We start from the raw sequence: 23,719 nt of genomic DNA on the forward strand, positions 1-23,719 counted from the left end.
GGCGGCAGCGATGCAGCGGACAAGTCGGGCGGCGAGCCCGCCGTGCCTTCAGCGCGTGAATTGAATCTGCCCCTCGGGCAGCAGGTAGAGCACCAGCGAGCGGCCCTGGGCCACGGTGGGGCGGTGGGCGCTGCCGGGCGGGTACACGCACCAGCCGGCAGGGTGCCCGTCGAAGGTGGCGTCACCTTCGAGCGGCATGATCAGGTCGATCTCTCCGAGCGGATGGGTGTGGTGCGGGCCGGCGATGTCCTGCATGTCCACCACATCCACCGAGAAGCGGTGCAGCGCCTTGTCTGCCTTGAAGACGCGGCCGTAGCGGATGCCGCCGCCCTCGCGCTCGCACAGCCAGCCCTGCGCCACGCCAGTCATGCAGCAGGACTTGAGCTGTTGGTAGGCGGCGCTGCCCGGCCCGTGGGTCTGGTTGAGCCAGGTTTGCAGGTCCCCGTCCAGGCTTCGGCCTGCGATCTGTCCGGTCAGTGCGGCCAGGGCTTGATGAAATGCTGCTTTATCGGACATGGCGGCTCGTGGGTGGCTGGGACAATGGGGACAGCGTGCACGTTGCTGGAGATCTGTTCTTGTCGGATTCCCCAATGTGCAGTATGTTGCTTTCACATGAACAATAAGTAATGCTTGATGCACTGTCAAGCACTATAGTGCATGCATGGCGTTTTCCCCTACGCGCTGGGGCGGCGGGAATCCGCCCAGTGCCGCACAGCAAAATGTCGCGCCGCAGCCGATGTGAACGAGGATGAGGATGGACATGAACGAGCAAGAAGACACGGCCACCCTGCGCCCCGCCCACGGAGAGGGCGCGCCCGGGCCAACCGAGGAAGCCCGCAACCCTCTGCTGGCCGCGCTGGGCGAGCGGGTGCGCAACCTGCGTGCGCAGCGCGGGCTCACGCGCAAGGCGGTGGCGGTGGCGGCCGATGTGTCGGAGCGGCACCTGGCCAACCTGGAGTACGGCACGGGCAACGCGTCCATCCTGGTGCTGCAGCAGGTGGCCGGCGCGCTGCACTGCTCGCTGGCCGAACTGGTGGGCGACTTCACCACCCGATCGCCCGAATGGCTGTTGATCCGCGAGCTGCTGGAGCACCGCAGCGAGCCCGAGCTGCGCCGCGCCCGGCTGGCCCTGCACGAGCTGCTGAACAGCGGCGCCAGCGACACGGCACGCCACCGGCGCATTGCGCTGGTGGGGCTGCGCGGCGCGGGCAAGTCCACCCTGGGCCCCCTGCTGGCGCGCGACCTGGACGTGCCGTTCATCGAGCTGAGCCGCGAGATCGAAACCCTGGCGGGCTGCAGCGTGCGCGAGATCCACGACCTGTACGGCACCACCGCGTACCGCCGCTACGAGCGCCGCGCGCTTGAGGAGATCGTGCAGATCCACAGCGAGGTGGTGATCGCCACGCCCGGCGGCATCGTCTCGGACCCCGCCACCTTCAACGAGCTGCTGGCGCACTGCACCACGGTGTGGCTGCGCGCCGCGCCCGAGGAGCACATGGGCCGCGTGCTGGCCCAGGGCGACATGCGCCCCATGGCCGCCAGCAAGGAAGCCATGGACGACCTGCGCCGCATCCTGGAAGGCCGGGCAGCCTTCTATTCGAAGGCGGACCTGACCATCGACACCTCGGGGCAGGCTGTGGACGACAGCCTGCGGCAGCTGCGCACCGGGGTGCGCAGGCTCATGGTCGACCGACCCGACTGACACCCAGCTGGTAGACGCGGGACGCGGGGCCTCTGGGGCCGCGCACCCCTTCCACCCCTTCCGCCCCTTCCGCCCCTTCCGCCGGTGCAGCCCTTCACGTGGGCCTGCGTCCGCCCGTGTCCGGGCACGCCCCGACGTCGCCTGCTGACCGGCTCATCGGCGCGACCCACTCGCCCGGCGGCCACAAAAATCCTCGAAAAATTCGCGCATGCATTGACTTGCCCGCAAACATGCACCATGATGCACATCAACAGATCAATTGATGCATTATTATTCCTGTTGCAAGATTTGACGGAGACGCCCCATGACCGCCCAGACCACCGCACCCGCCCGCGTTGACTACCGCACCGACCCCACGCAGTACCGCCACTGGAAGCTGGCGGTGGATGGCCCCATTGCCCGCCTGTCGCTCGACATTGCCGAAGACGGCGGCATCCGCCCCGGCTACAAGCTCAAGCTCAACAGCTACGACCTGGGCGTGGACATCGAGCTGCACGACGCGCTCAACCGCGTGCGCTTCGAGCACCCGGGTGTGCGCACGGTGATCGTCACCAGCGCCAAGGACCGCATCTTCTGCTCGGGCGCCAACATCTTCATGCTGGGTGTCTCCAGCCACGCCTGGAAGGTGAACTTCTGCAAGTTCACCAACGAGACGCGCAACGGCATCGAGGACTCCTCCAAGCACTCGGGCCTGAAGTTCGTCGCCGCCGTGAACGGCGCCTGCGCGGGCGGCGGCTACGAGCTGGCCCTGGCCTGCGACGAGATCGTGCTGGTGGACGACCGCTCGTCGGCCGTGTCGCTGCCTGAAGTGCCGCTATTGGGCGTGCTGCCCGGCACCGGCGGCCTGACCCGCGTGACCGACAAGCGCCACGTGCGCCACGACCTGGCCGACATCTTCTGCACCAGCGTGGAAGGCGTGCGCGGCCAGCGCGCGGTGGACTGGCGACTGGTGGACCGCATCGCCAAGCCGGCGCAGTTCGCGGCCGCCGTCGATGACGCGGCGGCGCGCCTGGCCCAAGGCAGCCACCGCCCAGCCAACGCAAACGGCGTGGCCCTGACCCGCGTGGAGCGCGAAGAAGGCGCCGACAGCCTGCGCTACGCCCATGTCAGCGTCGACATCGACCGCACCCGCCGCACGGCCACCCTCACGCTGAAGGCGCCCACCGGCGCGCAACACACGGACATCGCCGGCATCGAGGCCGCAGGCGCCGCCTGGTGGCCGCTGGCCCTGGCGCGCCAGCTGGACGACGCCATCCTGAACCTGCGCACCAACGAACTCGACATCGGCACCTGGCTGCTCAAGACCGAGGGCGACGCCCAGGCCGTGCTGGCCAGCGACGCCACGCTGATCGCTCACCAGGACCACTGGCTGGTGCGCGAGACCATCGGCGCGCTGCGCCGCACGTTCGCACGGTTGGACGTATCGTCGCGCAGCCTGTTCGCGCTGGTGGAGTCGGGCTCGGCCTTTGCAGGATCGCTGGCCGAACTGGCGCTGGCCGCCGACCGCACCTACATGCTGGCCCTGCCCGACGATGCCGAGCGCGCGCCCAAACTCACGCTCAACGAGTTCAACTTCGGGCTGCTGCCGATGGTGAACGACCAAAGCCGCCTGCAGCGCCGCTTCTACGAAGAAGCCGCGCCGCTGGAAGCCGCGCGCGCTGCGGCCGGCGCGCCGCTGGATGCGGACGCCGCGCTGGCCCTGGGCCTGGTGACCGCCGCCCCGGACGACATCGACTGGGACGACGAGATCCGCATCGCCATCGAAGAGCGCGCCGCCATGTCGCCCGACTCGCTCACCGGGCTGGAGGCCAACCTGCGCTTTGCCAGCAAGGAAAACATGAACACGCGCATCTTCGGCCGCCTGACCGCCTGGCAGAACTGGATCTTCAACCGCCCCAACGCCGTGGGCGACAAGGGTGCGCTCAAGGTCTACGGTACCGGTGAAAAAGCCGGCTTCGATCTGAACCGCGTCTGACCCCAACCCCCCGCCCAACCGATTGACCACCCCACCTGTTCAGCCTGAGCTTGTCGAGGCCCTGCGCAAGCCTCCGACAAGCTCAGGCCGAACGGATATGAACCTCCACTTGAAGGACTGGCCATGAGCACGATCAACTACAGCGAGAAGATCCCCAACAACGTCAACCTCGGCGAAGACCGCACGCTGCAGCGCGCGCTCGAAGGTTGGCAGCCCAACTTCATCAACTGGTGGGACGACGTGGGCCCCGAGGGCTCGACCGACCACGAGGTCTACCTGCGCACCGCCGTGAGCGTGGACCCGCAGGGCTGGGCACAGTTCGGCCACGTGAAGATGCGCGACTACCGCTGGGGCATCTTCCTGAACCCGGGTGACGCCAACCGCGAGATTCACTTCGGCGACCACAAGGGCGAGAAGGCGTGGCAGGACGTGCCCGGCGAGCACCGCGCCAACCTGCGCCGCATCATCGTGACGCAGGGCGACACCGAGCCCGCATCGGTGGAGCAGCAGCGCCACCTGGGCCTCACGGCACCCAGCATGTACGACCTGCGCAACCTGTTCCAGATCAACGTGGAAGAAGGCCGCCACCTGTGGGCCATGGTCTACCTGCTGCACAAGCACTTCGGCCGCGACGGCCGGGAAGAAGCCGAGGCGCTGCTGCAGCGCACCTCGGGCGACCAGGACAACCCACGCATCCTCGGCGCTTTCAATGAAAAAACGCCCGACTGGCTGGCGTTCTTCATGTTCACCTACTTCACCGACCGCGACGGCAAGTTCCAGCTCTCGGCCCTGGCGGAAAGCGCGTTCGACCCGCTGGCCCGCACCACCAAGTTCATGCTGACCGAGGAAGCCCACCACATGTTCGTGGGCGAGTCCGGCGTCTCGCGCGTGCTGGCGCGCACCGCGCAGGTGATGAACGAGCTGAAAACCGACGACCCGGCCAAGGTGCGCGCCGCCGGCGCCATCGACCTGGGCACGGTGCAGCGCTACCTGAACTTCCACTACAGCGTGACCATCGACCTGTTCGGCGCCGACCAGTCGAGCAACGCAGCCATCTTCTACAGCTCGGGCCTCAAGGGCCGCTACGAAGAAGGCAAACGCACAGACGACCACATCCTCAAGGGCCAGACCTACAAGGTGCTGGAGGTCAAGGACGGCCAGCTGCTGGAAAAGGACGTGCCCATGCTCAACGCGCTGAACGAGGTGCTGCGCGACGACTTCATCAAGGACTCGATGGCCGGCGTGGGCCGCTGGAACAAGGTGCTGGAAAAAGCCGGCATCCCCACGCGCCTGTCGGTGCCGCACAAGGCCTTTAACCGCCAGATCGGCGCCCTGGCCGGCATCAAGATGTCGCCCGACGGCCGCGTGGTGAACGACGTGGAATGGGCAGCCCGCAAGGCCGAGTGGCTGCCCACACCCGAGGACTTTGCGTTCGTCGCGTCGCTGATGGGCCGCGTGGTGGAGCCCGGCAAGTTCGCGGGCTGGATCGCGCCGCCGGTGATGGGCATCAACCGCCAGCCGGTCGACTTTGAATACGTCCGCTTTAGTTGAGCCCCCTGAGCCGCTGCGCGGCTTCCCCCCCGAGGGGGGACGCCACCGGCGGCCCGGCGGAGCCGGTTCCGCGGTGGCACTGGCCCGGGGCCGCGCGCAATCCAAGGCATCGCCCAAGAATTCGACGCCTTCGCTGGAAGAAAAATATGGATACCACCACGCTGATCGACAACGGCATCCTGAAGCAGCACCTGATCGACCCCGAGATCTGCATCCGCTGCAACACCTGCGAGGCCACCTGCCCGGTGGGTGCCATCACGCACGACGACAACAACTACGTCGTGCGCGCGGATGTGTGCAACGGCTGCATGGCCTGCATCTCGCCCTGCCCCACGGGCTCCATCGACAACTGGCGCGCCATGCCGCTGGCGCGGGCCTACAGCATCGAAGAGCAGCTGACGTGGGAGGAGCTGCCCGCAGAGCTGTCGCACGAGGAGCTTGCGGCCGAGGGCGCAGCAGCGTCCGCAGTGGCGGCAACGGATCTGCAGCACGCCGCACCCGCCGGTGCGCAGCAGGAGCCCGGCGTGCAGGCCTTCCAATCGGCCCAGTACGGCGCCACGGTGCCGCCCTGGTCGGCCGCGCACCCGTATACCAATCTCTTTCCGCCCAAGAGCCCGACCACGGCGACCGTGGTGGGCAACCTCAACTGCACCGAGGCGGGCTTCGACAGCGAGACGCACCACGTGGTGCTCGACTTCGGCAGCATGCCGTTCCCGGTGCTGGAGGGGCAATCCATCGGCATCATCCCGCCAGGCACCGACGCGCTGGGCAAGGCGCACCATGCGCGCCAGTACTCGATTGCCAGCCCGCGCAACGGCGAGCGGCCCGGTTACAACAACCTAGCGCTCACGGTCAAGCGCGTGACCACCGACCACGACGGCCACGCCGTGCGCGGCGTGGCCTCCAACTACGTGTGCGACCTGCAGGTGGGCGACAAGGTGCAGGTGGTGGGGCCGTTCGGCAGCTCGTTCCTGATGCCCAACCACCCGCGCTCGCACATCGTGATGATCTGCACCGGCACCGGCAGCGCACCGATGCGCGCGATGACCGAATGGCGCCGCCGCCTGCGCAGCAGCGGCAAGTTCGAGGGCGGCAAGCTGCTGCTGTTCTTCGGCGCGCGCACCCAGCAAGAGCTGCCCTACTTCGGCCCGCTGCAAAGCCTGCCCAAGGATTTCATCGACATCAACCTCGCGTTCTCGCGCACCGCAGGGCAACCCCGGCGGTACGTGCAGGACCTGATGCGCGAGCGCGCTGCCGACCTGGCCGCGCTGCTGCGCGATGGCAGCAGCCATTTCTACGTGTGCGGCCTCCAAAGCATGGAAGAAGGCGTGGTGATGGCCCTGCGCGACATCGCCACCGCCAGCGGGCTGGATTGGAGCCAAGTAGGCGCGGCGCTCAAGCGCGAGGGGCGGCTGCACCTGGAGACGTACTGAGGGGCGGGGCTTTCAAACTGCCCCTCCCGCTTGATAGGCATCACTTTTAAGCTATATATTCGATAGCAAACGAACTCCGGGGCCGGCAAAGCACGCTGCAGGCCGGCTACGAGACCCTGCGTGCATCGGTTCTTGGCGTGTTGCACGGCCTTACACCGGAGTGGCGCGGCTGTCCCACGCTTGCTTATCCGTCCTACACCGAATGGAGCGGTCCAAAAATACGATCCTTTCAGAATGTCTGTGCTTCGGCACCGGCGCCGCCGGCCCGCTAGCCGGCCCTCCGAAAGGAAAGGACCTTGCATGACCGACCCGACCGTCCACGACGGCCCCTTGCGCTACGTGCAGCAGCCCACGGCGTTGCAGCATGAAGCAGAAGTCGTCATGCCCTTCACGCTGGGCCTGCAAGGCCATGCCAGTGAACACGAGCGCCAGACCCGCGAACATGTGGCACGCCGGGTGGCGCACCTGAAGGGCTGTGCGTACAGCGACGAACTCGCCCCATCGCTGTGGACCCAGCGCACCTACCTGGTGCCGAGCGAGACCCTGGTGGAAGCCGCCGCCCTGAGCTTGCACATGCGCGGCGAGGACGACCTGTTCGGCGGCGTGGTGCCCCATGCCTTCGTGGCGACCAAGGCCATCACCCACCCCTTGATCGCACCCGATGCGGCCGCCCCTTTGGGCTGGAGCCACACCCTGCCCGAGGCCATTGAGAAGGCCGTGCTGGCCGGCTACACCGCCTTCACGCGCCACGACGCGGCCGAGGCCGGCGAACGGTTGCTGGCCCTGGGGCCCGTGCGCATCAAGCCCGTGGCGGAGACCGGCGGGCGCGGGCAGTCGGTGGTGCATGCCATCGGCGAGCTGACCATGAGCCTGGCGGCGCTGAGCGACAACGCCTTTGCCGAGCATGGCGTGGTGCTGGAGCACAACCTCTCGAACGTCGACACGCTGAGCGTCGGCCAGGTGCGCGTGGCGGGCATCCTGGCCTCCTACCACGGCCGCCAGCGCCTCACACGCGACAACCGCGGCGCCGTGGCGTACGGCGGGTCGGACCTGACCGTGGTGCGCGGCGACTTCCATGCGCTGCTGGCCACGCTGCCGCCCGGCCCGGTGCGCAAGGCGGTGGACCAGGCACTGCTCTACGACGCCTCGGTGCGGCAGTGCTTTCCGGGCTTCTACGCCTCGCGCGTCAACTACGACGTGGCGCAGGGCATCCATGCCGGAGGCGAATGGAGCTCCGGCGTGCTGGAGCAGTCCTGGCGCATCGGCGGCGCCACCGGGGCGGAGATCGCCGCGCTGGAGGCCTTTCATGCCGACCCCGGCCTGCACACGGTGCGGGCCAGCTGCATCGAAGAGTTCGGCCCTTTGGCGCCGCCCCCCGCATCGGCCGTCGTCTACTTCCAGGGCGAGGACCCCGAGGTCGGGCCACTGACCAAGTACACCGTAGTGCATACCGATGGCGACACGGCATAGAGACATTCGGATCCCCTCGGGCGACCGCACCATCGCAGGCACGCTGGTCGCGCCGGACACGGTGGTGCCCGGCGTGATGCTGGTGCACGGCTGGGACGGCAGCCAGGAGCAGTACCTCTCGCGGGCCCACGCCATTGCGGCGCTGGGCTGCATTTGCCTCACCATCGACCTGCGCGGCCATGCCCGCGACAAGGCGCACCGCGACACCGTGACGCGGGAGGACAACCTGAACGACATGCTGGCCGCGTACGACGTGCTCACAGGGCACCCGGCCGTGGACCGCCAGTCGGTCGCGGTGGTGGGCAGCAGCTACGGCGGCTACCTGGCTACCGTGCTCAGCGCGCTGCGGCCGGTGCGCTGGATGGCGTTGCGCGCGCCCGCGCTCTACAAGGACGAGGACTGGTTAGTGCCCAAGCAGCATCTGGACCGGCAGGAATTGGCCCGCTACCGCGCCCTGAAGCTGCCCACCGACGCCAACCGCGCGCTGGCGGCCAGCGCTCAGTTCGAAGGCGATGTGCTGCTGGTGGAATCCGAGCGGGATGTCATCGTGCCGCACCCGGTGTTGGAGAACTACCGCGCAGCCTTCTTGCGCACCCGATCCATGACGTACCGGGTGATCGCAGAGGCCGACCACGCACTGGCCCGGCCTGAATGGAGCGAGGCCTATACCGGCATGCTGGTGAACTGGATGAAGGAAATGCTGGGCCACGCCAAGGACAGCGCGGCATCCGCCCGCCAGTGATACGCGGCACCCACGCAGGTCGCTGGGTGCTGCGCACGCATCCACGCTGATGAGAGAAGCCGACGCTGTCTGACACGGCCTGCCCTGGTCCGATGGGGTAATGAGGCATCAAGTACCTCTGAAGCCCCTCTGCAGCCCCTCTGGGAGACCGTCATGTCCAAGACCCACCGTACCGCGACCGACCACGTCAAGCCCCGCACACTCAAGCGCATGCGCCAGGGCGAGGCAATGGCCCGTCCCCGCAGCGTGCCGCTGCGCTTCCCGGACCCCGAACCGCCGGTGTGGAAGCCGTTGGGCTGATGGCCGATCCCTCGGTCTGCGCACACCGCGCCCCTTGCCGAACCACACACACGCACTGAACATATCCATGAGCACACAACGCCCCGCACCGCCCCGCCGCAAACCAGCCTCATCCTCGGCTGCTGCGCCCGCTCCAGCAGCACGAACATCAGCCCGTGCAGCAGCAGCGCCAGCGGCATCAACATCCGCGGCCCGACGTTCATCCACATCTTCATCTACGCCGTCACCCAAGCAGTCGCCGGCCTCCGCCCGCAAGCTTGCAGTGCCTGCGTCCACGGCCGGTGCAGCATCCACCACCACGCTGAAGCAGCAGAAGATCCAGGCCGAGCAGGATGCGAAAGACCAGCAGCAGAAGGCTGCGAAGCCCAAGGCCGCTCAGCCAGCCAAGAAGAAAGCCGCCCCAGGCCCGGGCCGCGCAGAGCCCACCACCCCGCTGCCCCGGCAACACCTGACGAAACCCGGCATCGAGGCCGACCTGCAGCTGCAGCCGCGCTTCGAAGCGCCGCACTACCAGGGCAGCGGCAAGCTGGAGGGCTTTTCCACGCTCATCACCGGCGGTGACTCGGGCATCGGACGTGCCGTGGCGGTGCTCTTTGCACGCGAAGGGGCCGACGTGGCGATTGCCTACCTGTCCGAGCACGAGGATGCCGAACGCACCCGCGAGCTGGTAGAAGCAGAGGGCGGACGCTGCATTCTGCTGCCAGGCGATGTGCGCGATGCGGCGTACTGCCAGCAGGCCGTCCAGCAGACGGTCGAGGCTTTTGGCAAGCTCAACGTGCTGGTGAACAACGCGGCCTTTCAGGAGCACGCCGCCTCGCTGGAAGACCTGACCGAAGAACGTTTCGACGAGACCTTCCGCACCAACATCTACGGCTACTTCCACATGGCCAAGGCCGTCCTGCCGCACCTGCATCGCGGCGACGCGATCATCAATACCGGCTCGGTCACCGGGCTGCGCGGCAGCAAAGAGTTGCTGGACTATTCGGCCACGAAGGGGGCGATCCATGCGTTCACCAAGGCCTTGGCACACAACCTGGCCGACAAGGGCATCCGCGTGAATGCGGTGGCGCCCGGCCCGGTGTGGACGCCGCTGAACCCCGCGGACAAGCGCCCCGAAGACATTGCGAAGTTTGGCGAAGACACGCACATGGGCCGGCCTGCACAGCCTGAGGAAATCTCGCCCGCCTATGTGTTTCTGGCAGCGCCCTCGTGCTCGAGCTACATCACCGGCACGGTGCTGCCCATCACCGGCAACGCGGGCGATGGGGCCTGACGTTTGACCTGTGCTTACGGCCTGCGCGGGCCGCAAGTCGCGCTGTGCACCTGGAGTGGCAAAGCCATGGTCAGACCTCAGGATGCACTCAGGGCTTTCTGTCGCCCCGGGCGTATTCCTCGACCGCCGCAACGGCCAGCTGCCGGGTGTCGAAGGTGGCCTCACGCACGGGCGTGTTGTGGCCGTCGACCAGCAGGCTCTGGATGGTGACCCGCCCTGCATCGCCGTGCGAGAGCACCGCCGAGTAAGACGCGCCATCGGAGGTGCCGAACACATTTTCTTCGCTGGGTTGTTGTGGGTTGACTGACTCCATGAACGCTCCTTGAGTTTGGGACCCATTGTCAGCAGGAACCAGCGCGACGGCTGTAGGCAAAAAGCGCTTGCCCGTACGCCACGGCCGGCGCATGCCAGGTGCCCCGAGGGCCGCGCACGCTGCGCTGCACCCGGCCCTGGCACCCGCTCCACCTTCTTGACTATGAGAACCACGCCATGCCCCGCACCGCCACAGCTCAATCCCCAGTGAAGCGCGCGCCACCCTCGCAGCCCGAGCCCCGAATCACCCATGGCGAACGGGTCGTCGACGCATCCACCGGCATCACCAAGATGGACATGGTGCGCTACTACGCGCTGGTGGCACCGCTGATGCTGGAGCATCTGAAGTCTCGCCCCGTGGCGGTGGTCCGCGCGCCTGACGGTATCGAGGGGCAGCTGTTTTTTCAGAAACACGAGGACAGCGACCGCATGGCGGGCGTGCTGCAGCTGGACCCGGCCCTGGACGAGGGGCACGACCCGCTGATGGAGATCGCGTCTGCGCAGGGCCTGCGCAGCTATGCCCAGATGAACGTCATCGAATACCACACCTGGAACGCACTGAAGGACCGCATCGAGCGTCCCGACCGCATGACGTTCGACCTGGACCCGGGCGATGGTGTGTCGTGGCAAGAGGTGCATGAAGGCACCCTGCTGGTGCGCGTGCTGCTGCAGGAGCTGGGCCTGCCCGCGTTCCTCAAGACCAGCGGCGGCAAGGGGCTGCATGTGGTGGTACCCCTCAAACGCCTGCGCGACTGGGACACGGTGCGCGCGTTCTCCAAGGCCATCGTGGAACACTTGGCCCGCACGATACCGGAGCGCTTCGTCGCCAAGAGCGGGCCACGCAACCGCGTGGGCAAGATCTTCGTGGACTACCTGCGCAATGGCCGGGGCGCCACCACGGTGTGCGCCTGGTCGGCCCGTGCGCGGCCCGGCATGGGCGTGTCCGTGCCGGTGGCCTGGGACGAGCTGGACGGCCTGACCAGCTCCTCGCACTGGACGGTCCAGACCATAGCGCCCCGCCTTGCCGTCGGCAACACGCCGTGGGACGGCTACGCACAATCTGCAGCCACCCTGACCGCGGCCATGAAGACGCTGGGCTTCGCCTGACCGTCGCCGTGCAATGCAGAGGCGGCGATATGCTCGCCGCATGGACAAGACCCCCTCGCCTGCGATGCCTGCACCAGCGATATCAGCGTCGACAGCCACGCCCGCCGCTCCGCACGACCCGGCCGCGCCACTGAAAACGCTGCTGATCGTCTACCACTCGATGACGGGCGGCACGCAGCAGATGGCCGAGGCGGCTTGCCGGGGTGCATCGCAGGAGCCCGGTGTACACGTGCGGCTGCTGCACGCCAGCCAGGCGGGTGCTGCGGACATGCTGGCAGCAGATGGCGTAATGTTTGCCACGCCGGAAAACCTGGCGGCCATGAGCGGGCAGCTCAAGGACTTTTTTGACCGCAGCTACTACGGAGTGCTCGACCGGGCCAACGGCCGCCCGTACGCCTGCATGGTCTGCGCGGGCAGCGACGGCACCCAGGCGGCGCGGCAGGTGGCGCGCATCGCTACCCGCTGATCGTCTGCACCCACGCGCAGACGCAGGCGGCCATCCTGGCGGCCAAGCAGATCGGCGCTGCCGACCTCACGCGCTGCGAGGCCCTGGGCCGGGCATTGGCGGCGGGCCTGGCGATGGGCGTTTTCTGAGGGAGCCTTCATGACCCGGCGCCAAATGCCTGCACGGCGCGTCCATTTGGTGTTTGAATAGCGTTTTGCAAAAGAGGCCGTCCATGAAATCCGTTGTGCTCGCTGCCGCGCTCATCTCCGCCACGGCGGGTGCGCAAAGCTCCACATGGCTCACCGTGGTCGGCGACCCTGGCAACGCATCCACGGACACCGTGGAAGTGGACGCCACCAGCGCGGTGGCCTTCGAGTCCATGCGACTGGTCAAGCTGCGGGTCAACCGCGGCACAGCGCGCACTGCGTTCGACGGCAAGCCGTTTCGCTCGTACTACTCCACAGCCATGGTGGACTGCAAGGAGACCAAGGCCTGGCACCGGTCAATCAGCCTTTTCAGCGGTCCCTTGTGGCAAGGCCAGATGCGCATCCACGATTACGTGGAAAGCGATGGTCGCAACCTGGCCTTTGCAGACATGGCCGACAACCCCCGCGACCGCTTGATCAGGGCCGCTTGCGCGATTTCGCTGCAGGAGAAATAACCACCGGGGCGCCCGGCATGGGCCATCAAATGAAATACTGGCCTACCGCTTGATAGACATGCATCTTTTGCTATTTAATTAATAGCAAATTGCTGCACGACCCTGACGCAGCCTCGGGGCAGGCAGTACGGCACGAAAAGCCTTGGGCCCGTCCGCCGGGCACCTTGAGCCCACAGCGGGCCCCCCAAAAAAACAGGCGCTCTGCCTTGTCAGCAAGAGCGCCCGCAGAGGCTGGAGGGATCGATGCGGACAGACCCGGTCGAACCCGTTGGGGTTTCGGTCCGGTTGGGTCAGATCCGCTGCGCTGCCAGCCTGCGGACCACCGTGGTCAGGCGGTCGATCTCGTCGAAGGTGTTGTAGAACGCCAGCGACGGACGCACCGTGGTCTCCACACCAAAGCGGCGCAGGATGGGCTGCGCGCAGTGGTGGCCGGTGCGCACGGCAATGCCCTCCTCATTCAAGGCCTTGCCGACCTCCTCGGTGGAGTAGCCCGCCAGCACGAACGACATCACGCTGGCCTTGTCCGCCGCGGTGCCGATAAGCCGCACGCCGCGGATGGTGGACAGCTGCTGCATGCCGTACACCAGCAGCTCGTGCTCGTAGCGCGCGATGTTCTCGATGCCCACCCGGTTCACGTAGTCGATGGCAGCGCCCAGGCCCACTGCGTCGGCGATGTTGCCGGTGCCGGCCTCGAACTTGTTGGGGATGGGCTGGAACACCGTCTTCTCGAAGGTCACGTCGGCGATCATGTTGCCGCCGCCCTGCCACGGGGGCATGTCTTCCAGCACCGAGCGCTTGCCCCAGACCACGCCGATGCCGGTCGGCCCGAACACCTTGTGGCCCGAGAAGACGAAGAAGTCTGCATCGAGGTCCTGCACGTCCACCCGCATGTGCGAGACCGACTGCGCGCCGTCGACCAGGGCCTTGGCCCCCGCGCGGTGCGCCAGCGCCACGATCTCCTTGACCGGCACCACGGTGCCCAGCGCGTTGGATACCTGCGTGACCGCCACGATCTTGGTGCGGTCGTTCAAGAGCTTCTGGTATTCATCCAGCAGCACCTGGCCCGAGTCGTCCACCGGAATCACCCGTAGCTTCGCGCCCTTGGCGGCCGCCAGCTGCTGCCAAGGCACGATGTTGGCGTGGTGCTCCAGGTTGCTGACGATGATCTCGTCGCCCTCGCCCACATGCTGCGCGCCCCAGCTCTTGGCCACGAGGTTGATGGCCTCGGTGGTGCCGCGCACGAAGATCACCTCGTTCACATCCGGCGCGTTGATGAAGGTCTTCACGCGCTGGCGTGCGCCTTCGTACGCATCGGTGGCCCGCGCCGCCAGCTCGTGCGCGGCGCGGTGGATGTTGGAGTTCTCGTGCTCGTAGAAATAGCTGATGCGGTCGATGACCGCCCGGGGCTTGTGCGTGGTGGCCGCGTTGTCGAACCACACCAGCTGCCGCCCGTTCACGCGCTCGGCCAGCACCGGGAAGTCGCGGCGGATGGCGTGCACATCGAACGGCGGGTGGTGGCCCTGCCCCGCCAGCGGCACGCTGGCGTGCGGCGCGGGCTTGGCCGGCGTCACGTAGCCGCTGGGCAGCACCACCGCATCGGTGAAGTAGAACTGCGCAGGCGCGGCACCGGCACTCGACTGGCCCAGCGGACCTTGCGATGCCGATGGCGCGCTGCGCAGGTCCACACCTTGCAGCGATGCGAAGGGCTGGCGGGCCAGCTCGTCGCTGATGCGGGTGTCGCCCAGTGCGTTGGGAGAAGTACCGTAGGGCGCGCCCGTCGGCGCGCCGGCAGACGGTGCCGGGTGCCCGCTGGGGGACGGCTGCCCGTGGCGGTCGGCCAGGAAGTAGAACGGCGATGCTGGCTGGGCGGCACCGCCCGTGGGCGCATTCCGCGCTACCGAACCGGCGTTGGCGCCCGAGGCCTCGGGCACGCCCAGCGCAGCGCCACCCAGGCGCGGCTCGTACGCTGGCAGTGCGCTGACCACCGTGTCCGGCAGGCCGTTGCCCGCCGTGGCGTGCGGCAGCAGGGCCGGGGCCCGGTGCGCGAGCGACGCCAGGGGCGTGGGCGATGCCGGGACGATGTTGCTGCCCGGAACGACGCCCGGCGGAATCGGCGTGCCCGGCACGCTGGGGCCGAACCCCGCGGGGCTGACCAGCGGCGAGCCCGGCGGCGCGATGTTGACGGGCGCCTGCACGCCGGCCGGCACGGGCGACAGCGCCTGTGCAAAGCCGGGGACGGCGCCCGGTGGTGTGGACGGCAGCCCGGCGGCGGGGCCGGCAGGCAAAGCCGGTGCCTCGCCCGGCCGGGCCGAGAAAAGCGCCGTGGCCATCTGCGCCAAAAGCGCAGGGCTGATCGGCGCTTCCAGCGCGTGGGGAACTGCGCCTTGCGGCGTGGATGGAAGATTGCTCACCGCGGATTACTTGTAGGTATCGGGGTAGTCGTGGTACTTGTTGATCTCGACGTCATCGAGCACCGCCAGGGCGTCGGTGGTCAGCACGGCCAGCGAGCAGTACAGCGAGATCAGGTAGGACGCGATGGCATGGTTGTTGATGCCCATGAAGCGCACCGACAGGCCGGGGCCCTGCTCGCCCGGCAGGCCGGGCTGGAACAGGCCGACCACGCCCTGGCGCTTGTCGCCCACGCGCAGCAGCAGGATCTTGCTCTTGCCGTCGGCCACCGGCACCTTGTCGGACGGGATCAGCGGTATGCCGCGCCAGGTGATGAACTGCGAGCCGAACAGACTCACCGTGGGCGGCGGTGTGCCGCGGCGAGTCGCTTCGCGGCCGAAGGCCGCAATGGCCAGAGGATGGGCCAGGAAGAACGCGGGCTCCTTCCAGACCTTGGTCAGCAGCTCGTCCAGGTCGTCGGGCGTGGGCGCGCCGGTGAGCGGGAAGATGCGCTGCTCTTCCGTCACCTGGGCCAGCAGGCCGTAGTCGGGGTTGTTGATGAGCTCGCTTTCCTGGTTTTCCTTGATCGTCTCGATCGTGAGGCGCAGTTGCTCCTTGATCTGGTCGTGCGGGCTGCTGTACAGGTCCGACACGCGGGTGTGCACGTCGAGCACGGTGCTCACGGCATTGAGGAAATATTCGCGCGGATTTTCTTCGTAGTCCACGAAGGTGCGCGGCAGCTGGTTCTCGGACTCCTTGGCGGTGCATGCGACCTTGATCGCCTCGGGGTTCTTCACCTTGTTGAGGCGGTAGATGCCCGCTTCCACCGGCACCCACTGCAGCAGGTGCGTCAGCCAGCGCGGGCTGATGGTCTCCAGCTGGGGGACTGTTTTGGTCGCGTTGGCGAGTTGCCTTGCTGCGTGATCGCCGAGTGCGGTGGTACCGCCCACTGTTGCCGACATGTGAGAACTCCGTGTGGTTGAAAACTGAATGGGGAAAAGATGAAACTGCGGCGCTGAGTGTCAAAGCTCTGCGGCCGGGCTTCAACAGGCTATAGCCGCCAACTGAAGGCCGCGCACCAGGTTGGCGGTGTGCACCACTTCGCCGCGCGTGACCAGCGTGGAAGGCGTCACGCCCAGAGCCACCGCGAGCTTCTCGACGGTGACCAGGGACGCGATCACGCGGCCGCGCTCGACCTCGCCGACGTAAGAGCGGTTGAGGTCCGAGTGCTCGGCCAGCCGCTCCTGCGACCAACCCTGGGCTTCGCGCGACTGGCGCACCGCGATGCCGAATCCCTTGATGAGTGTGGTGGTCATGGCAGCACCTCGGCGGCGGCCGCAGGCCGCGGGGCGCGGCCCGACTCCTGGGTGCTGGCCTGCGTCACGTTGCCGCCGGGCGCCACGTCGTGCGTGAGCCACACATTGCCGCCGATGACCGCGCCCTTGCCCAGCGTCACACGCCCGAGGATGGTGGCGCCCGCATAGATGACGACGTCGTCCTCGACCACCGGGTGGCGCGGCAGGCCCTTTTGCAGCACGCCTTGCGCGTCGGTGGGAAAGCGCTTGGCGCCCAGCGTGACCGCCTGGTACAGCCGCACGCGCTTGCCGATGACAGCGGTCTCGCCGATGACGACACCCGTACCGTGGTCGATGAAAAAGCCCGCATCGATCTGCGCGCCGGGGTGGATGTCGATGCCGGTCTGGCTGTGCGCCAGCTCGGACACGATGCGCGCGAGCAGCGGCAGGCCCAGCTGGTACAGGCAGTGGGCCAGGCGGTGGTGGATCATGGCCAGCACGCCGGGGTAGCACAGCAGCACCTCGTCCACGCTGCGCGCGGCGGGGTCGCCCTGGTAGGCGGCCAGCACGTCGCTGTCGAGCAGGCGCCGGATTTGCGGCAGGGACTGCGCGAAGGACTGCGTCACCTTGAGCGCGTGTGCCTGCGCGCCGTCTGCGCTGCGGTCCGGGTTTGATTCGTCGTGGCGCTCTTCATGGCGCGCGCTGTACTTCAGCTCCAGGCTGATCTGCGTGAACAGCGTGTGCAGCGCGGTGTCGAGCGTGTGCGCCACGTAGAAGTCCTCGCTCTCCTGGCGCAGGTCGTAGGGCCCCAGGCGCATCGGAAAGAGCGCGCCCTTGAGCTGCTCGACCACCTGGGCCAGCGCGTCGCGCGAGGGGAATTCTCGGCCCCCCGGCTCCTGCGATCTCTTTTGCGCCTCGCGCCATTCGCGGCGCACCTCGCTCAGCGAAGCGGCGATCTGCTCGATGTGGAAATTTGCCATGGGTGCCTTGTGCGCTGCGCTGCTCAGTCCTGCACCCAGGGCAGGCCGTGAAAGCGCCAGCCATCGCTGCCGCCGCGCTGCTGACGGTCGTCGATCTCGCCCTCGAAGCCTTCGAGCACATTGAAGACATGGCGGAAGCCGACGGCGGCTGCCGCCTCGGCCGCGAGCACCGAGCGCTTGCCGCTGCGGCACAGCAGCAGCACCACGGCGTCCTTGCCGCCGTCCTTGGCAAGCTTGGCCTCCAGCTCCCGCACAAAGCGTGGGTTGCGGGTGAGTGCCGTGCCCGTGGCCCACGCCACGTGCAGGCTGCCAGGCACGTGGCCGACGAACTTGCGCTCTTCTGCGGAGCGCACGTCCACCAGCAGGGCCTGGCCCTCGCGCACCAGGTCCCAGGCGGCCGGGGGCTTCACGCCGCCGGCGTAAGAGAGTCCTTGCTCCACCGATTCCTGGCGCACCTGCTCCAGGGCTGTGGGCAGCACGGCGTCTGCTGTTTCGTAGGTCATGAGGGGGCTCCTGCGTTCATTCGGTGGTGATAGCCATCGAATCTACGGGTCAAGCCATTCATCACAAACGAATAAAAACTCCGTTCAAAATTACTTAAACATCCTTAGGCCAGAAAACGGAGCAGGTGGCACCCCGTCGAAGGGCCTATCTCAGGGCTGTGTTCAAACACCTGCGGGCACAAATCGCTCAGCCGAGAACGCCGAAAGATCCGCCCATTCGGGCAAGCCCAGCACGCGCAGCGCCAGCGCTTCGCCAATGGCCGCCGAGTGCTTGAACCCATGCCCCGAACACGGCGACGCCACGTGCACGCCCGGCCAACCCGGCAGGCGGTCGATCACAAAACCGTGGTCGGGGCTGACGGTGTACAGGCACGCATGGGCCCCCGTGCACCGTGCCTGGCCCGCGTTCAGCCGGGGCTGTACGTAGCGGCGCAGCATGTCGTCTGCCTCGGCCGGGGCCACGGTGCGGTCCACCGCCTGGGGCGTGGTGGTGGCCTGGTACTGGGCGGTGGCGATTTTCAAAGCTGGCGCGCCAGGGCCCACGGCGGGAAAGCCGTAGAACGAGTGGCCCTCTTCATCGCCCAGCGCCCAGATGAACACCGGAAACTGCGCAGGCCCGAAAGCCGCGGTGTCAGTCCCGACATCGAACCAGAACATCGCTTGGCGGTACACGCCCAACTGCCCGGCCAGTGGCGCGCTGTGCAGCGCCCCACCCGCCTGCACCAGCTGCGGCAGCCACGCTCCCGCGGCCAGCACCACCTGGTCCGCGCGGTAGGTGCCGCGCGTGGTGGTGACCACGGTTGCATCGCCCTGCGGCTCGAGGGACAACACCGTCTCGTGGGTGTGCACCTCGGCACCGTGCGCCTGCGCCACCTGCAGCTGCGCGCCAATGGCCACCTCGGGCCGCACGAAGCCTGCATCGCGCTCCCAGTAGGCGAACTCGTCGCCGCGCAGCTTGAACTGCGGGTAGCGGCGGCGCAGGTCGGCCGTGTCCAGCACCTCGTGCGCAATGCCGTGGCGCTGGGCAATACCGATGGTGCGGCGCACGAAGTCGTCGGGCTTGCCAGCGCGGGCGGTGGCCCCGTCGCGCGGGCCCAGCACCAGGCCGTGGGTGCGGGTGTAGATGGATTGGCCGGTGGCGGCCTCCAGCTCGGCCCAGATCTCGTGCGAGCGGCGCACCAGGGGGACGTACTGGTCGCCCTCGCCCACTGCCAGCCGGGTGATGCGGGTCTGGCCGTGTGACGAGCCCAGTGTGTGCGGCGGTGCGAACTGGTCCAGGCCCAGCACGCGCGCCCCGCGCCGCGCCAGCTGGTACAGGGTGGCGGAGCCCACGGCCCCCAGGCCCACGACGATGGCGTCGTAGTGGGGAATATCTTGGCCGGGAGAACTCATGCCGTGCCCCGCCGCACCGGGTGCGCAGGCCGCGCCAGGCCCAGGTGCTCACGCAGTGTCGTGCCCGCATAGTCCTTGCGGAACAGGCCGCGGCGCTGCAGCTCGGGCACCACCAACTCGGCAAAGTCCTTGAGGCCATGCGGCAGCGTGGGCGCCAGCACGTTGAAGCCGTCTGCCGCCCCGGTGGTGAACCAGTGCTCCAACTGGTCGGCGATGGTCTCGGGCGTGCCCACCAGCGTCCAGTGGCCCCGCGCGCCGGCCACTTTTTCGTACAGCTGGCGAATGCTCAGCCCCTCGTCGCGCGCCATCTTGGCGAACAATTCCTGGCGGCTCTGCCAGCCTTGAGTAACGCGCAGATCTTGCGGAAACGGGCCGTCGACCGGGTAGGCGGACAGGTCGGCATTGCCCAGGAAGGTGGACAGCAGCCCCACGCCCAGCACCGGGTCGATCAGGCCCTGCAGCTGGTCGAACTTGTCCTGCGCCTCTTGCTGCGTGCGCCCCACGAAGGGCGAGATGCCCGGCAGGATCTTGAGCTGGTCCGGCGTGCGGCCATACGTCGGCAGGCGGCCCTTGAGCGACTGGTAGAACGCGCGCGCAGCCTCGGGCGTCTGCTGCGCGGTAAAGACCACTTCGGCGGCGGACGCCGCCAGGTCCTGCCCGTCGCTGGATGACCCTGCCTGCACCAGCACCGGGTAGCCCTGCGGCGAGCGCGGCGTCTGCAGGCCGCCATGCACCTTGAAGTGCTCGCCGTCGAACGCCACGCGGTGCAGGCGCTTGGGGTCGAAGAACTGGTTGGCCGCCTTGTCGTGGATGAAGGCATCGTCCTCCCAGGTGTCCCACAGGCCTTTGACGATCTGCACGTACTCGTGCGCGCGGGCGTACCGGTGCGCATGGTCGAGCTGCTTGTCGAGGCCAAAGCTGCGCGCCTCGAAGTCGCTGCCCGATGTGACCAGGTTCCAGCCCGCGCGCCCGCCGCTGATCTGGTCGAGCGTGGCGTATTTGCGCGCCAGGTGGTAGGGCGGCAGGTAGGTGGTGGACACGGTGGCGACCAGGCCAATGCGCTCCGTGGCCTGCGACAGGGCCGACAAGGCCAGCAGCGGCTCCATCGGGTACCACAGCGCGTTCTTGGCGACCACCGCATCGGGTGGCCCGGGCAGGCCCACGTTGTCGGCAAAGAAGATGGCGTCGAACTTGGCGGCTTCGGCGATCTGCGCCCATGCACGCAGTTGCGCGATGGAGCTGGCCGCGCCGGGGTTCACGTCCGGGTGGCGCCAGGCGGCCAGGTGGTGCCCCACGCCGAAGAAGAAGGCGCCCAGGTGCATGGTGGGAGAAGGTGTCGGCATGGAAAAAGGCATTGCGCCTGTCGAGAATGGATGAAGGGGACGCACGCCCCACCGGAGGCACAGGTTACGCCGCAGGCGTGCTCAGCGCTGCTGCCCCCACTTGCGCACGGTCAGCCGCTCCAGTGTGGCAAAGCCCAGGCTCTCGACCAGCAGCCCGATGAGCACCACCATGACCAGCCCCGCGAACACGCGGTCGGTGTAGAGCTCGTTGCGGTTCTGGAAGATGTACCAGCCCAGCCCCCCCTTGCCCGACGATGCGCCGAACACCAGTTCCGCCGCGATCAGCGTGCGCCAGGCAAAGGCCCAGCCAATCTTCAGGCCCGACAGGATGGCCGGCAGCGCAGCGGGTATGAGGATCTGCAGCACATACGGAATGCCTCGCAGCCCGTAGTTGCGGCCCGCCATGCGCAGGGTCTCGGGCACACCCTGGAAACCCGCATAGGTATTGAGCGCCAGTGGCCACAGCACCGAATGGATCAGCACGAACACCAGGCTGCCGCGCCCCAGGCCAAACCACAGCAGCGCCAGCGGCAACAGCGCAATGGCGGGCAACGGGTTGAACATGGACGTGAGCGTGCCCAGCAGGTCGCGGCCCAGCCGGGTGGACACTGCCAGCGTGGTCAGCGCAAACGCCAGCACCACGCCCGCCACATAGCCCTGCACCAGCACGAACAGCGACAGGCGCACTTTCTCGATCAGCTCGCCGCTCCAAAGGCCTTCGACCAACGCCTTCATCGTGGCGCTGAATGTGGGCAGCAGTAGGTCGTTGTTCTGCCAGCGCGCGGCGACTTCCCACACCGCCGCGAGCACCGCCAGGATCACCGCCTTGCGCAGCCACTCCTGGCCCCAGATGCGGTCTGACCATGGCAGGGCGCGCTCCACCGGCACGTCGCGAAACGGCTCCAGGGTGCGCTCGTATTCAGGCCGCACAGGCGGGTGCAAAAGTGGGCTCATGGCTGCGCGTGCCCTTCTTGGGTTTGTTCTTCTTCGAACAGCAGGTGATGAATGCGCTGCGCCGTGGCCTGGAAGTTGGCACCGCCCAGGCTGCCCAGGTGAAAGTCATGGCTGTTGATCTCGGCGCGCATGCGGCCGGGGTGCGGCGACAGCAGCGCGATGCGATTGCCGACCACCAGCGCTTCTTCGATGGAGTGCGTGACGAACAGCAGCGTGAAACGCACCTCGTCCCACAGCGCGAGCAGCTCTTCCTGCATCTTGCGGCGCGTGAGCGCGTCCAGCGCGGCGAAGGGCTCGTCCATCAGCAAAATGCGCGGCTGCATGGCCAGCGCCCGGGCAATGGCCACGCGCTGCTTCATGCCGCCCGACAGCTGGTGCGGGTGCACATCGGCAAATTGGTCGAGCCCCACCTTGGCCAGGTAGTGCAGGGCCCGCTCGGCGGCTTCTTTCTTGCCCACCGTGCGCGACGCGAGCAGCGGGAACATCACGTTCTGCTTCACGGTCTTCCAGGGCGGCAGTTGGTCGAACTCCTGGAACACCACGATGCGGTCCGGCCCGGGCGCGGTCACCCGTTGCCCACCCAGCCTGATCTCGCCTTCGATGGGTGCGATGAAGCCCCCCACCGCCTTGAGCAGCGTGGACTTGCCGCAGCCCGAGGGGCCCAGCAGCACGAAGCGGTCGGCCGCGTGCACGTCGAAGCTGACCTGGTGCGTAGCGCGCACCACGCGTTCTGTGGTGCGGTATTCCAGGCTGACGCCATCGACCTGCAGCAGCGCGCCGGTGGCCGCATGCGGTGCGGTCGCGGGCGCAGGCGCGGCGGCTTCGGCCAGAAAGCCCTGCCGCAGCGCGAAGTCAGGCGCCAGCACGGGCATGGTCAGTTCCCCGCCGCGTTGTGCGCGTCTGCAAAGAAATAGTCCTTGGCAGAGGCAGGCTTGTTCTTGATGGCGCCCACACGGTGCATGAACTCGGCCAGCGCGTAGGTGTTCTGCGGCGTGATCTTGAACTGGACTTCGGGGTTCTTGATGATCTTGAGCAGCAGGTCGCGGTCGGTCTTGGCGTTGCTGACCTTGAGGTAGATGTCCGCCGCCCTCTCCGGGTTGGCGGTGACGAACTGCGAGGCCTCGTTCAGCGCATCGATGAAGGCCTTGTAGGTCTTGGGGTTCTCGGTGCGGAACTTGTCGGTGGCGTACAGCACGGTGGCCGACGAGGGGCCGCCCAGCACGTCATAGGACTTGAGCACGATGCGCGCCTGCGGGTTGCCGGCCAGCTCCTGCTCCTGGAACGGCGGGTTGCCGAAGTGCGCCGAAATCTCGGTGCCGCCCTTGATGATGGCGGCGGCTGCATCGGGGTGCGGCACCGCCACGCTGATCTTGTCGAGCTTGTTGAACTCCTTGTCGCCCCAAAGCTTGGCCGATGCCAGCTGCAGCACGCGCGACTGCACCGACACGCCCACGGCTGGCAGCGCAATGCGGTCCTTGTCGGTGAAGTCTGCAATCGTCTTCACGTTCGGGTTGTTGGTGACCAGGTAGTAGGGGAAGTTGCCCAACGACGCCACGCCCTTCACGTCTTGCCGGCCCTTGGTGCGGTCCCAGATGGTGAGCAGCGGCCCCACGCCGGCGCCGGCGATCTCGATGTTGCCCGACAGCAGCGCATCGTTGACGGCGGAGCCGCCCGAGAGCTGCACCCATTCCACCTTGGCATCCACACCGGCGGCCTTGGCGTGTTTTTCGATCAGCTTTTGCTCTTGCGCCACGTTGAGCAGCAGGTAGACGATGCCGAACTGCTGGGCGATGCGGATCTGCCCTTCTGCATGGGCGGCAAGGCTGCCGAAGGCAAGGCCCAGGCCGGTGGCGATGGCGGCGGCTTTGCGCGTGAAATTCTTCATGGGGTTTT

At 67.6% G+C, this 23,719-nt stretch carries 22 protein-coding genes and 1 pseudogene; 11 read left to right on the plus strand and 12 right to left on the minus strand.

Going from position 1 to position 23,719, the window contains the following annotated elements:
- Window positions 1–48: 48 nt before the first annotated feature.
- Window positions 49–516: a 4-hydroxylaminobenzoate lyase gene (locus ACSQ3N_RS22090; RefSeq protein WP_436147472.1), complete on the minus strand. Its 468-nt coding sequence runs from the start codon at window positions 514–516 to the stop codon at window positions 49–51.
- Window positions 517–760: 244 nt separating this feature from the next.
- On the opposite strand from ACSQ3N_RS22090, the gene ACSQ3N_RS22095 reads away from it, so the two are divergent.
- From ACSQ3N_RS22095 to ACSQ3N_RS22130, 8 genes are all read left to right on the plus strand, one after another.
- Window positions 761–1,702: a helix-turn-helix transcriptional regulator gene (locus tag ACSQ3N_RS22095; protein WP_436147473.1), complete on the plus strand. Its 942-nt coding sequence runs from the start codon at window positions 761–763 to the stop codon at window positions 1,700–1,702.
- 304 nt (window positions 1,703–2,006) lie between these two features.
- On the plus strand, window positions 2,007–3,677 hold the full coding sequence (gene boxC, locus ACSQ3N_RS22100) for a 2,3-epoxybenzoyl-CoA dihydrolase (protein WP_436147474.1): 1,671 nt from the start codon (window positions 2,007–2,009) through the stop codon (window positions 3,675–3,677).
- A 123-nt stretch (window positions 3,678–3,800) separates the two neighbouring features.
- Entirely contained in the window at window positions 3,801–5,228 is a 1,428-nt protein-coding gene (gene boxB / locus ACSQ3N_RS22105; RefSeq protein WP_436147475.1) for a benzoyl-CoA 2,3-epoxidase subunit BoxB, read from the plus strand.
- Between the two features lie 146 nt (window positions 5,229–5,374).
- Window positions 5,375–6,661 (plus strand): benzoyl-CoA 2,3-epoxidase subunit BoxA, encoded by a 1,287-nt coding sequence (gene boxA / locus ACSQ3N_RS22110; RefSeq protein ID WP_436147476.1) that lies wholly within the window; start codon window positions 5,375–5,377, stop codon window positions 6,659–6,661.
- A gap of 300 nt (window positions 6,662–6,961) precedes the next feature.
- Window positions 6,962–8,131: a DUF3182 family protein gene (locus tag ACSQ3N_RS22115; RefSeq protein WP_436147477.1), complete on the plus strand. Its 1,170-nt coding sequence runs from the start codon at window positions 6,962–6,964 to the stop codon at window positions 8,129–8,131.
- A complete protein-coding gene (locus ACSQ3N_RS22120; RefSeq protein WP_436147478.1) occupies window positions 8,115–8,873 on the plus strand; it encodes an alpha/beta hydrolase family protein in 759 nt (252 codons plus the stop codon). Before ACSQ3N_RS22115 ends, ACSQ3N_RS22120 begins: the two co-directional genes overlap by 17 nt.
- Before the next feature lie 153 nt (window positions 8,874–9,026).
- On the plus strand, window positions 9,027–9,173 hold the full coding sequence (locus ACSQ3N_RS22125) for a hypothetical protein (protein WP_200926897.1): 147 nt from the start codon (window positions 9,027–9,029) through the stop codon (window positions 9,171–9,173).
- A gap of 262 nt (window positions 9,174–9,435) precedes the next feature.
- Entirely contained in the window at window positions 9,436–10,446 is a 1,011-nt protein-coding gene (locus ACSQ3N_RS22130; protein ID WP_436147479.1) for an SDR family oxidoreductase, read from the plus strand.
- A gap of 88 nt (window positions 10,447–10,534) precedes the next feature.
- On the opposite strand, the gene ACSQ3N_RS22135 is transcribed toward ACSQ3N_RS22130, so the two are convergent.
- The gene (locus ACSQ3N_RS22135) at window positions 10,535–10,759 is read right to left on the minus strand and encodes a hypothetical protein (RefSeq protein WP_436147480.1); all 225 of its coding nucleotides are present in this window, start codon (window positions 10,757–10,759) and stop codon (window positions 10,535–10,537) included.
- 176 nt (window positions 10,760–10,935) lie between these two features.
- On the opposite strand from ACSQ3N_RS22135, the gene ligD reads away from it, so the two are divergent.
- The 3 genes and pseudogenes from ligD (at window position 10,936) to ACSQ3N_RS22150 (ending at window position 12,971) form a co-directional block, all read left to right on the plus strand.
- Window positions 10,936–11,865, plus strand: coding sequence for a non-homologous end-joining DNA ligase (gene ligD / locus ACSQ3N_RS22140; protein ID WP_436147481.1), 930 nt, complete (start codon window positions 10,936–10,938; stop codon window positions 11,863–11,865).
- Between the two features lie 160 nt (window positions 11,866–12,025).
- Window positions 12,026–12,459, plus strand: a pseudogene (locus ACSQ3N_RS22145) (flavodoxin family protein).
- A gap of 83 nt (window positions 12,460–12,542) precedes the next feature.
- Window positions 12,543–12,971, plus strand: coding sequence for a surface-adhesin E family protein (locus ACSQ3N_RS22150; RefSeq protein ID WP_436147482.1), 429 nt, complete (start codon window positions 12,543–12,545; stop codon window positions 12,969–12,971).
- Between the two features lie 290 nt (window positions 12,972–13,261).
- Here ACSQ3N_RS22150 and ACSQ3N_RS22155 read toward each other — a convergent pair whose 3' ends face one another.
- The 10 genes from ACSQ3N_RS22155 to ACSQ3N_RS22200 all read right to left on the minus strand — a co-directional run bounded on the left by ACSQ3N_RS22155 (window position 13,262) and on the right by ACSQ3N_RS22200 (window position 23,711).
- A complete protein-coding gene (locus ACSQ3N_RS22155; RefSeq protein WP_436147483.1) occupies window positions 13,262–15,382 on the minus strand; it encodes a family 2A encapsulin nanocompartment cargo protein cysteine desulfurase in 2,121 nt (706 codons plus the stop codon).
- 6 nt (window positions 15,383–15,388) lie between these two features.
- Window positions 15,389–16,321 carry a family 2A encapsulin nanocompartment shell protein gene (locus ACSQ3N_RS22160; protein WP_056167209.1) on the minus strand — a complete coding sequence of 311 codons (933 nt, stop codon included), beginning with the start codon at window positions 16,319–16,321 and terminating at the stop codon, window positions 15,389–15,391.
- An 81-nt stretch (window positions 16,322–16,402) separates the two neighbouring features.
- Window positions 16,403–16,675, minus strand: coding sequence for a helix-turn-helix domain-containing protein (locus ACSQ3N_RS22165; RefSeq protein ID WP_056167206.1), 273 nt, complete (start codon window positions 16,673–16,675; stop codon window positions 16,403–16,405).
- Window positions 16,672–17,634 carry a serine O-acetyltransferase EpsC gene (gene epsC / locus ACSQ3N_RS22170; protein ID WP_436127045.1) on the minus strand — a complete coding sequence of 321 codons (963 nt, stop codon included), beginning with the start codon at window positions 17,632–17,634 and terminating at the stop codon, window positions 16,672–16,674. Before epsC ends, ACSQ3N_RS22165 begins: the two co-directional genes overlap by 4 nt.
- A 23-nt stretch (window positions 17,635–17,657) precedes the next feature.
- Window positions 17,658–18,137 (minus strand): rhodanese-like domain-containing protein, encoded by a 480-nt coding sequence (locus ACSQ3N_RS22175; protein WP_436147484.1) that lies wholly within the window; start codon window positions 18,135–18,137, stop codon window positions 17,658–17,660.
- A 162-nt stretch (window positions 18,138–18,299) separates the two neighbouring features.
- Window positions 18,300–19,529, minus strand: a complete 1,230-nt coding sequence (gene solA, locus ACSQ3N_RS22180; protein WP_436147485.1) for an N-methyl-L-tryptophan oxidase — start codon at window positions 19,527–19,529, stop codon at window positions 18,300–18,302.
- On the minus strand, window positions 19,526–20,872 hold the full coding sequence (locus ACSQ3N_RS22185; protein WP_436147486.1) for an LLM class flavin-dependent oxidoreductase: 1,347 nt from the start codon (window positions 20,870–20,872) through the stop codon (window positions 19,526–19,528). Before ACSQ3N_RS22185 ends, solA begins: the two co-directional genes overlap by 4 nt.
- 81 nt (window positions 20,873–20,953) lie before the next feature.
- A complete protein-coding gene (locus ACSQ3N_RS22190; protein ID WP_436127068.1) occupies window positions 20,954–21,826 on the minus strand; it encodes an ABC transporter permease in 873 nt (290 codons plus the stop codon).
- Window positions 21,823–22,698 (minus strand): ABC transporter ATP-binding protein, encoded by an 876-nt coding sequence (locus tag ACSQ3N_RS22195; RefSeq protein ID WP_436147487.1) that lies wholly within the window; start codon window positions 22,696–22,698, stop codon window positions 21,823–21,825. The genes ACSQ3N_RS22190 and ACSQ3N_RS22195 overlap by 4 nt, the downstream gene beginning before the upstream one ends.
- Window positions 22,699–22,700: 2 nt before the next feature.
- Window positions 22,701–23,711, minus strand: coding sequence for an ABC transporter substrate-binding protein (locus ACSQ3N_RS22200; protein ID WP_436147488.1), 1,011 nt, complete (start codon window positions 23,709–23,711; stop codon window positions 22,701–22,703).
- Between the last annotated feature and the right edge of the window lie 8 nt (window positions 23,712–23,719).

The organism is Acidovorax sp. LjRoot194 (genome assembly GCF_964253015.1).
Classification (GTDB): Bacteria; Pseudomonadota; Gammaproteobacteria; order Burkholderiales; family Burkholderiaceae_C; genus Acidovorax.

What these genes read in the sequence shown, in the direction of transcription:
- ACSQ3N_RS22165 (WP_056167206.1), bottom strand. Translation starts at nt 16,675, where the DNA reads ATGACCACCACACTCATCAAGGGATTCGGCATCGCGGTGCGCCAGTCG.
- epsC (WP_436127045.1), bottom strand. Translation starts at nt 17,634, where the DNA reads ATGGCAAATTTCCACATCGAGCAGATCGCCGCTTCGCTGAGCGAGGTG.
- ACSQ3N_RS22175 (WP_436147484.1), bottom strand. Translation starts at nt 18,137, where the DNA reads ATGACCTACGAAACAGCAGACGCCGTGCTGCCCACAGCCCTGGAGCAG.
- ACSQ3N_RS22090 (WP_436147472.1), bottom strand. Translation starts at nt 516, where the DNA reads ATGTCCGATAAAGCAGCATTTCATCAAGCCCTGGCCGCACTGACCGGA.
- ACSQ3N_RS22120 (WP_436147478.1), top strand. Translation starts at nt 8,115, where the DNA reads ATGGCGACACGGCATAGAGACATTCGGATCCCCTCGGGCGACCGCACC.
- ligD (WP_436147481.1), top strand. Translation starts at nt 10,936, where the DNA reads ATGCCCCGCACCGCCACAGCTCAATCCCCAGTGAAGCGCGCGCCACCC.
- ACSQ3N_RS22190 (WP_436127068.1), bottom strand. Translation starts at nt 21,826, where the DNA reads ATGAGCCCACTTTTGCACCCGCCTGTGCGGCCTGAATACGAGCGCACC.
- ACSQ3N_RS22195 (WP_436147487.1), bottom strand. Translation starts at nt 22,698, where the DNA reads ATGCCCGTGCTGGCGCCTGACTTCGCGCTGCGGCAGGGCTTTCTGGCC.
- boxC (WP_436147474.1), top strand. Translation starts at nt 2,007, where the DNA reads ATGACCGCCCAGACCACCGCACCCGCCCGCGTTGACTACCGCACCGAC.
- solA (WP_436147485.1), bottom strand. Translation starts at nt 19,529, where the DNA reads ATGAGTTCTCCCGGCCAAGATATTCCCCACTACGACGCCATCGTCGTG.
- ACSQ3N_RS22095 (WP_436147473.1), top strand. Translation starts at nt 761, where the DNA reads ATGAACGAGCAAGAAGACACGGCCACCCTGCGCCCCGCCCACGGAGAG.
- boxB (WP_436147475.1), top strand. Translation starts at nt 3,801, where the DNA reads ATGAGCACGATCAACTACAGCGAGAAGATCCCCAACAACGTCAACCTC.
- ACSQ3N_RS22115 (WP_436147477.1), top strand. Translation starts at nt 6,962, where the DNA reads ATGACCGACCCGACCGTCCACGACGGCCCCTTGCGCTACGTGCAGCAG.
- boxA (WP_436147476.1), top strand. Translation starts at nt 5,375, where the DNA reads ATGGATACCACCACGCTGATCGACAACGGCATCCTGAAGCAGCACCTG.
- ACSQ3N_RS22185 (WP_436147486.1), bottom strand. Translation starts at nt 20,872, where the DNA reads ATGCCGACACCTTCTCCCACCATGCACCTGGGCGCCTTCTTCTTCGGC.
- ACSQ3N_RS22160 (WP_056167209.1), bottom strand. Translation starts at nt 16,321, where the DNA reads ATGTCGGCAACAGTGGGCGGTACCACCGCACTCGGCGATCACGCAGCA.
- ACSQ3N_RS22125 (WP_200926897.1), top strand. Translation starts at nt 9,027, where the DNA reads ATGTCCAAGACCCACCGTACCGCGACCGACCACGTCAAGCCCCGCACA.
- ACSQ3N_RS22150 (WP_436147482.1), top strand. Translation starts at nt 12,543, where the DNA reads ATGAAATCCGTTGTGCTCGCTGCCGCGCTCATCTCCGCCACGGCGGGT.
- ACSQ3N_RS22135 (WP_436147480.1), bottom strand. Translation starts at nt 10,759, where the DNA reads ATGGAGTCAGTCAACCCACAACAACCCAGCGAAGAAAATGTGTTCGGC.
- ACSQ3N_RS22200 (WP_436147488.1), bottom strand. Translation starts at nt 23,711, where the DNA reads ATGAAGAATTTCACGCGCAAAGCCGCCGCCATCGCCACCGGCCTGGGC.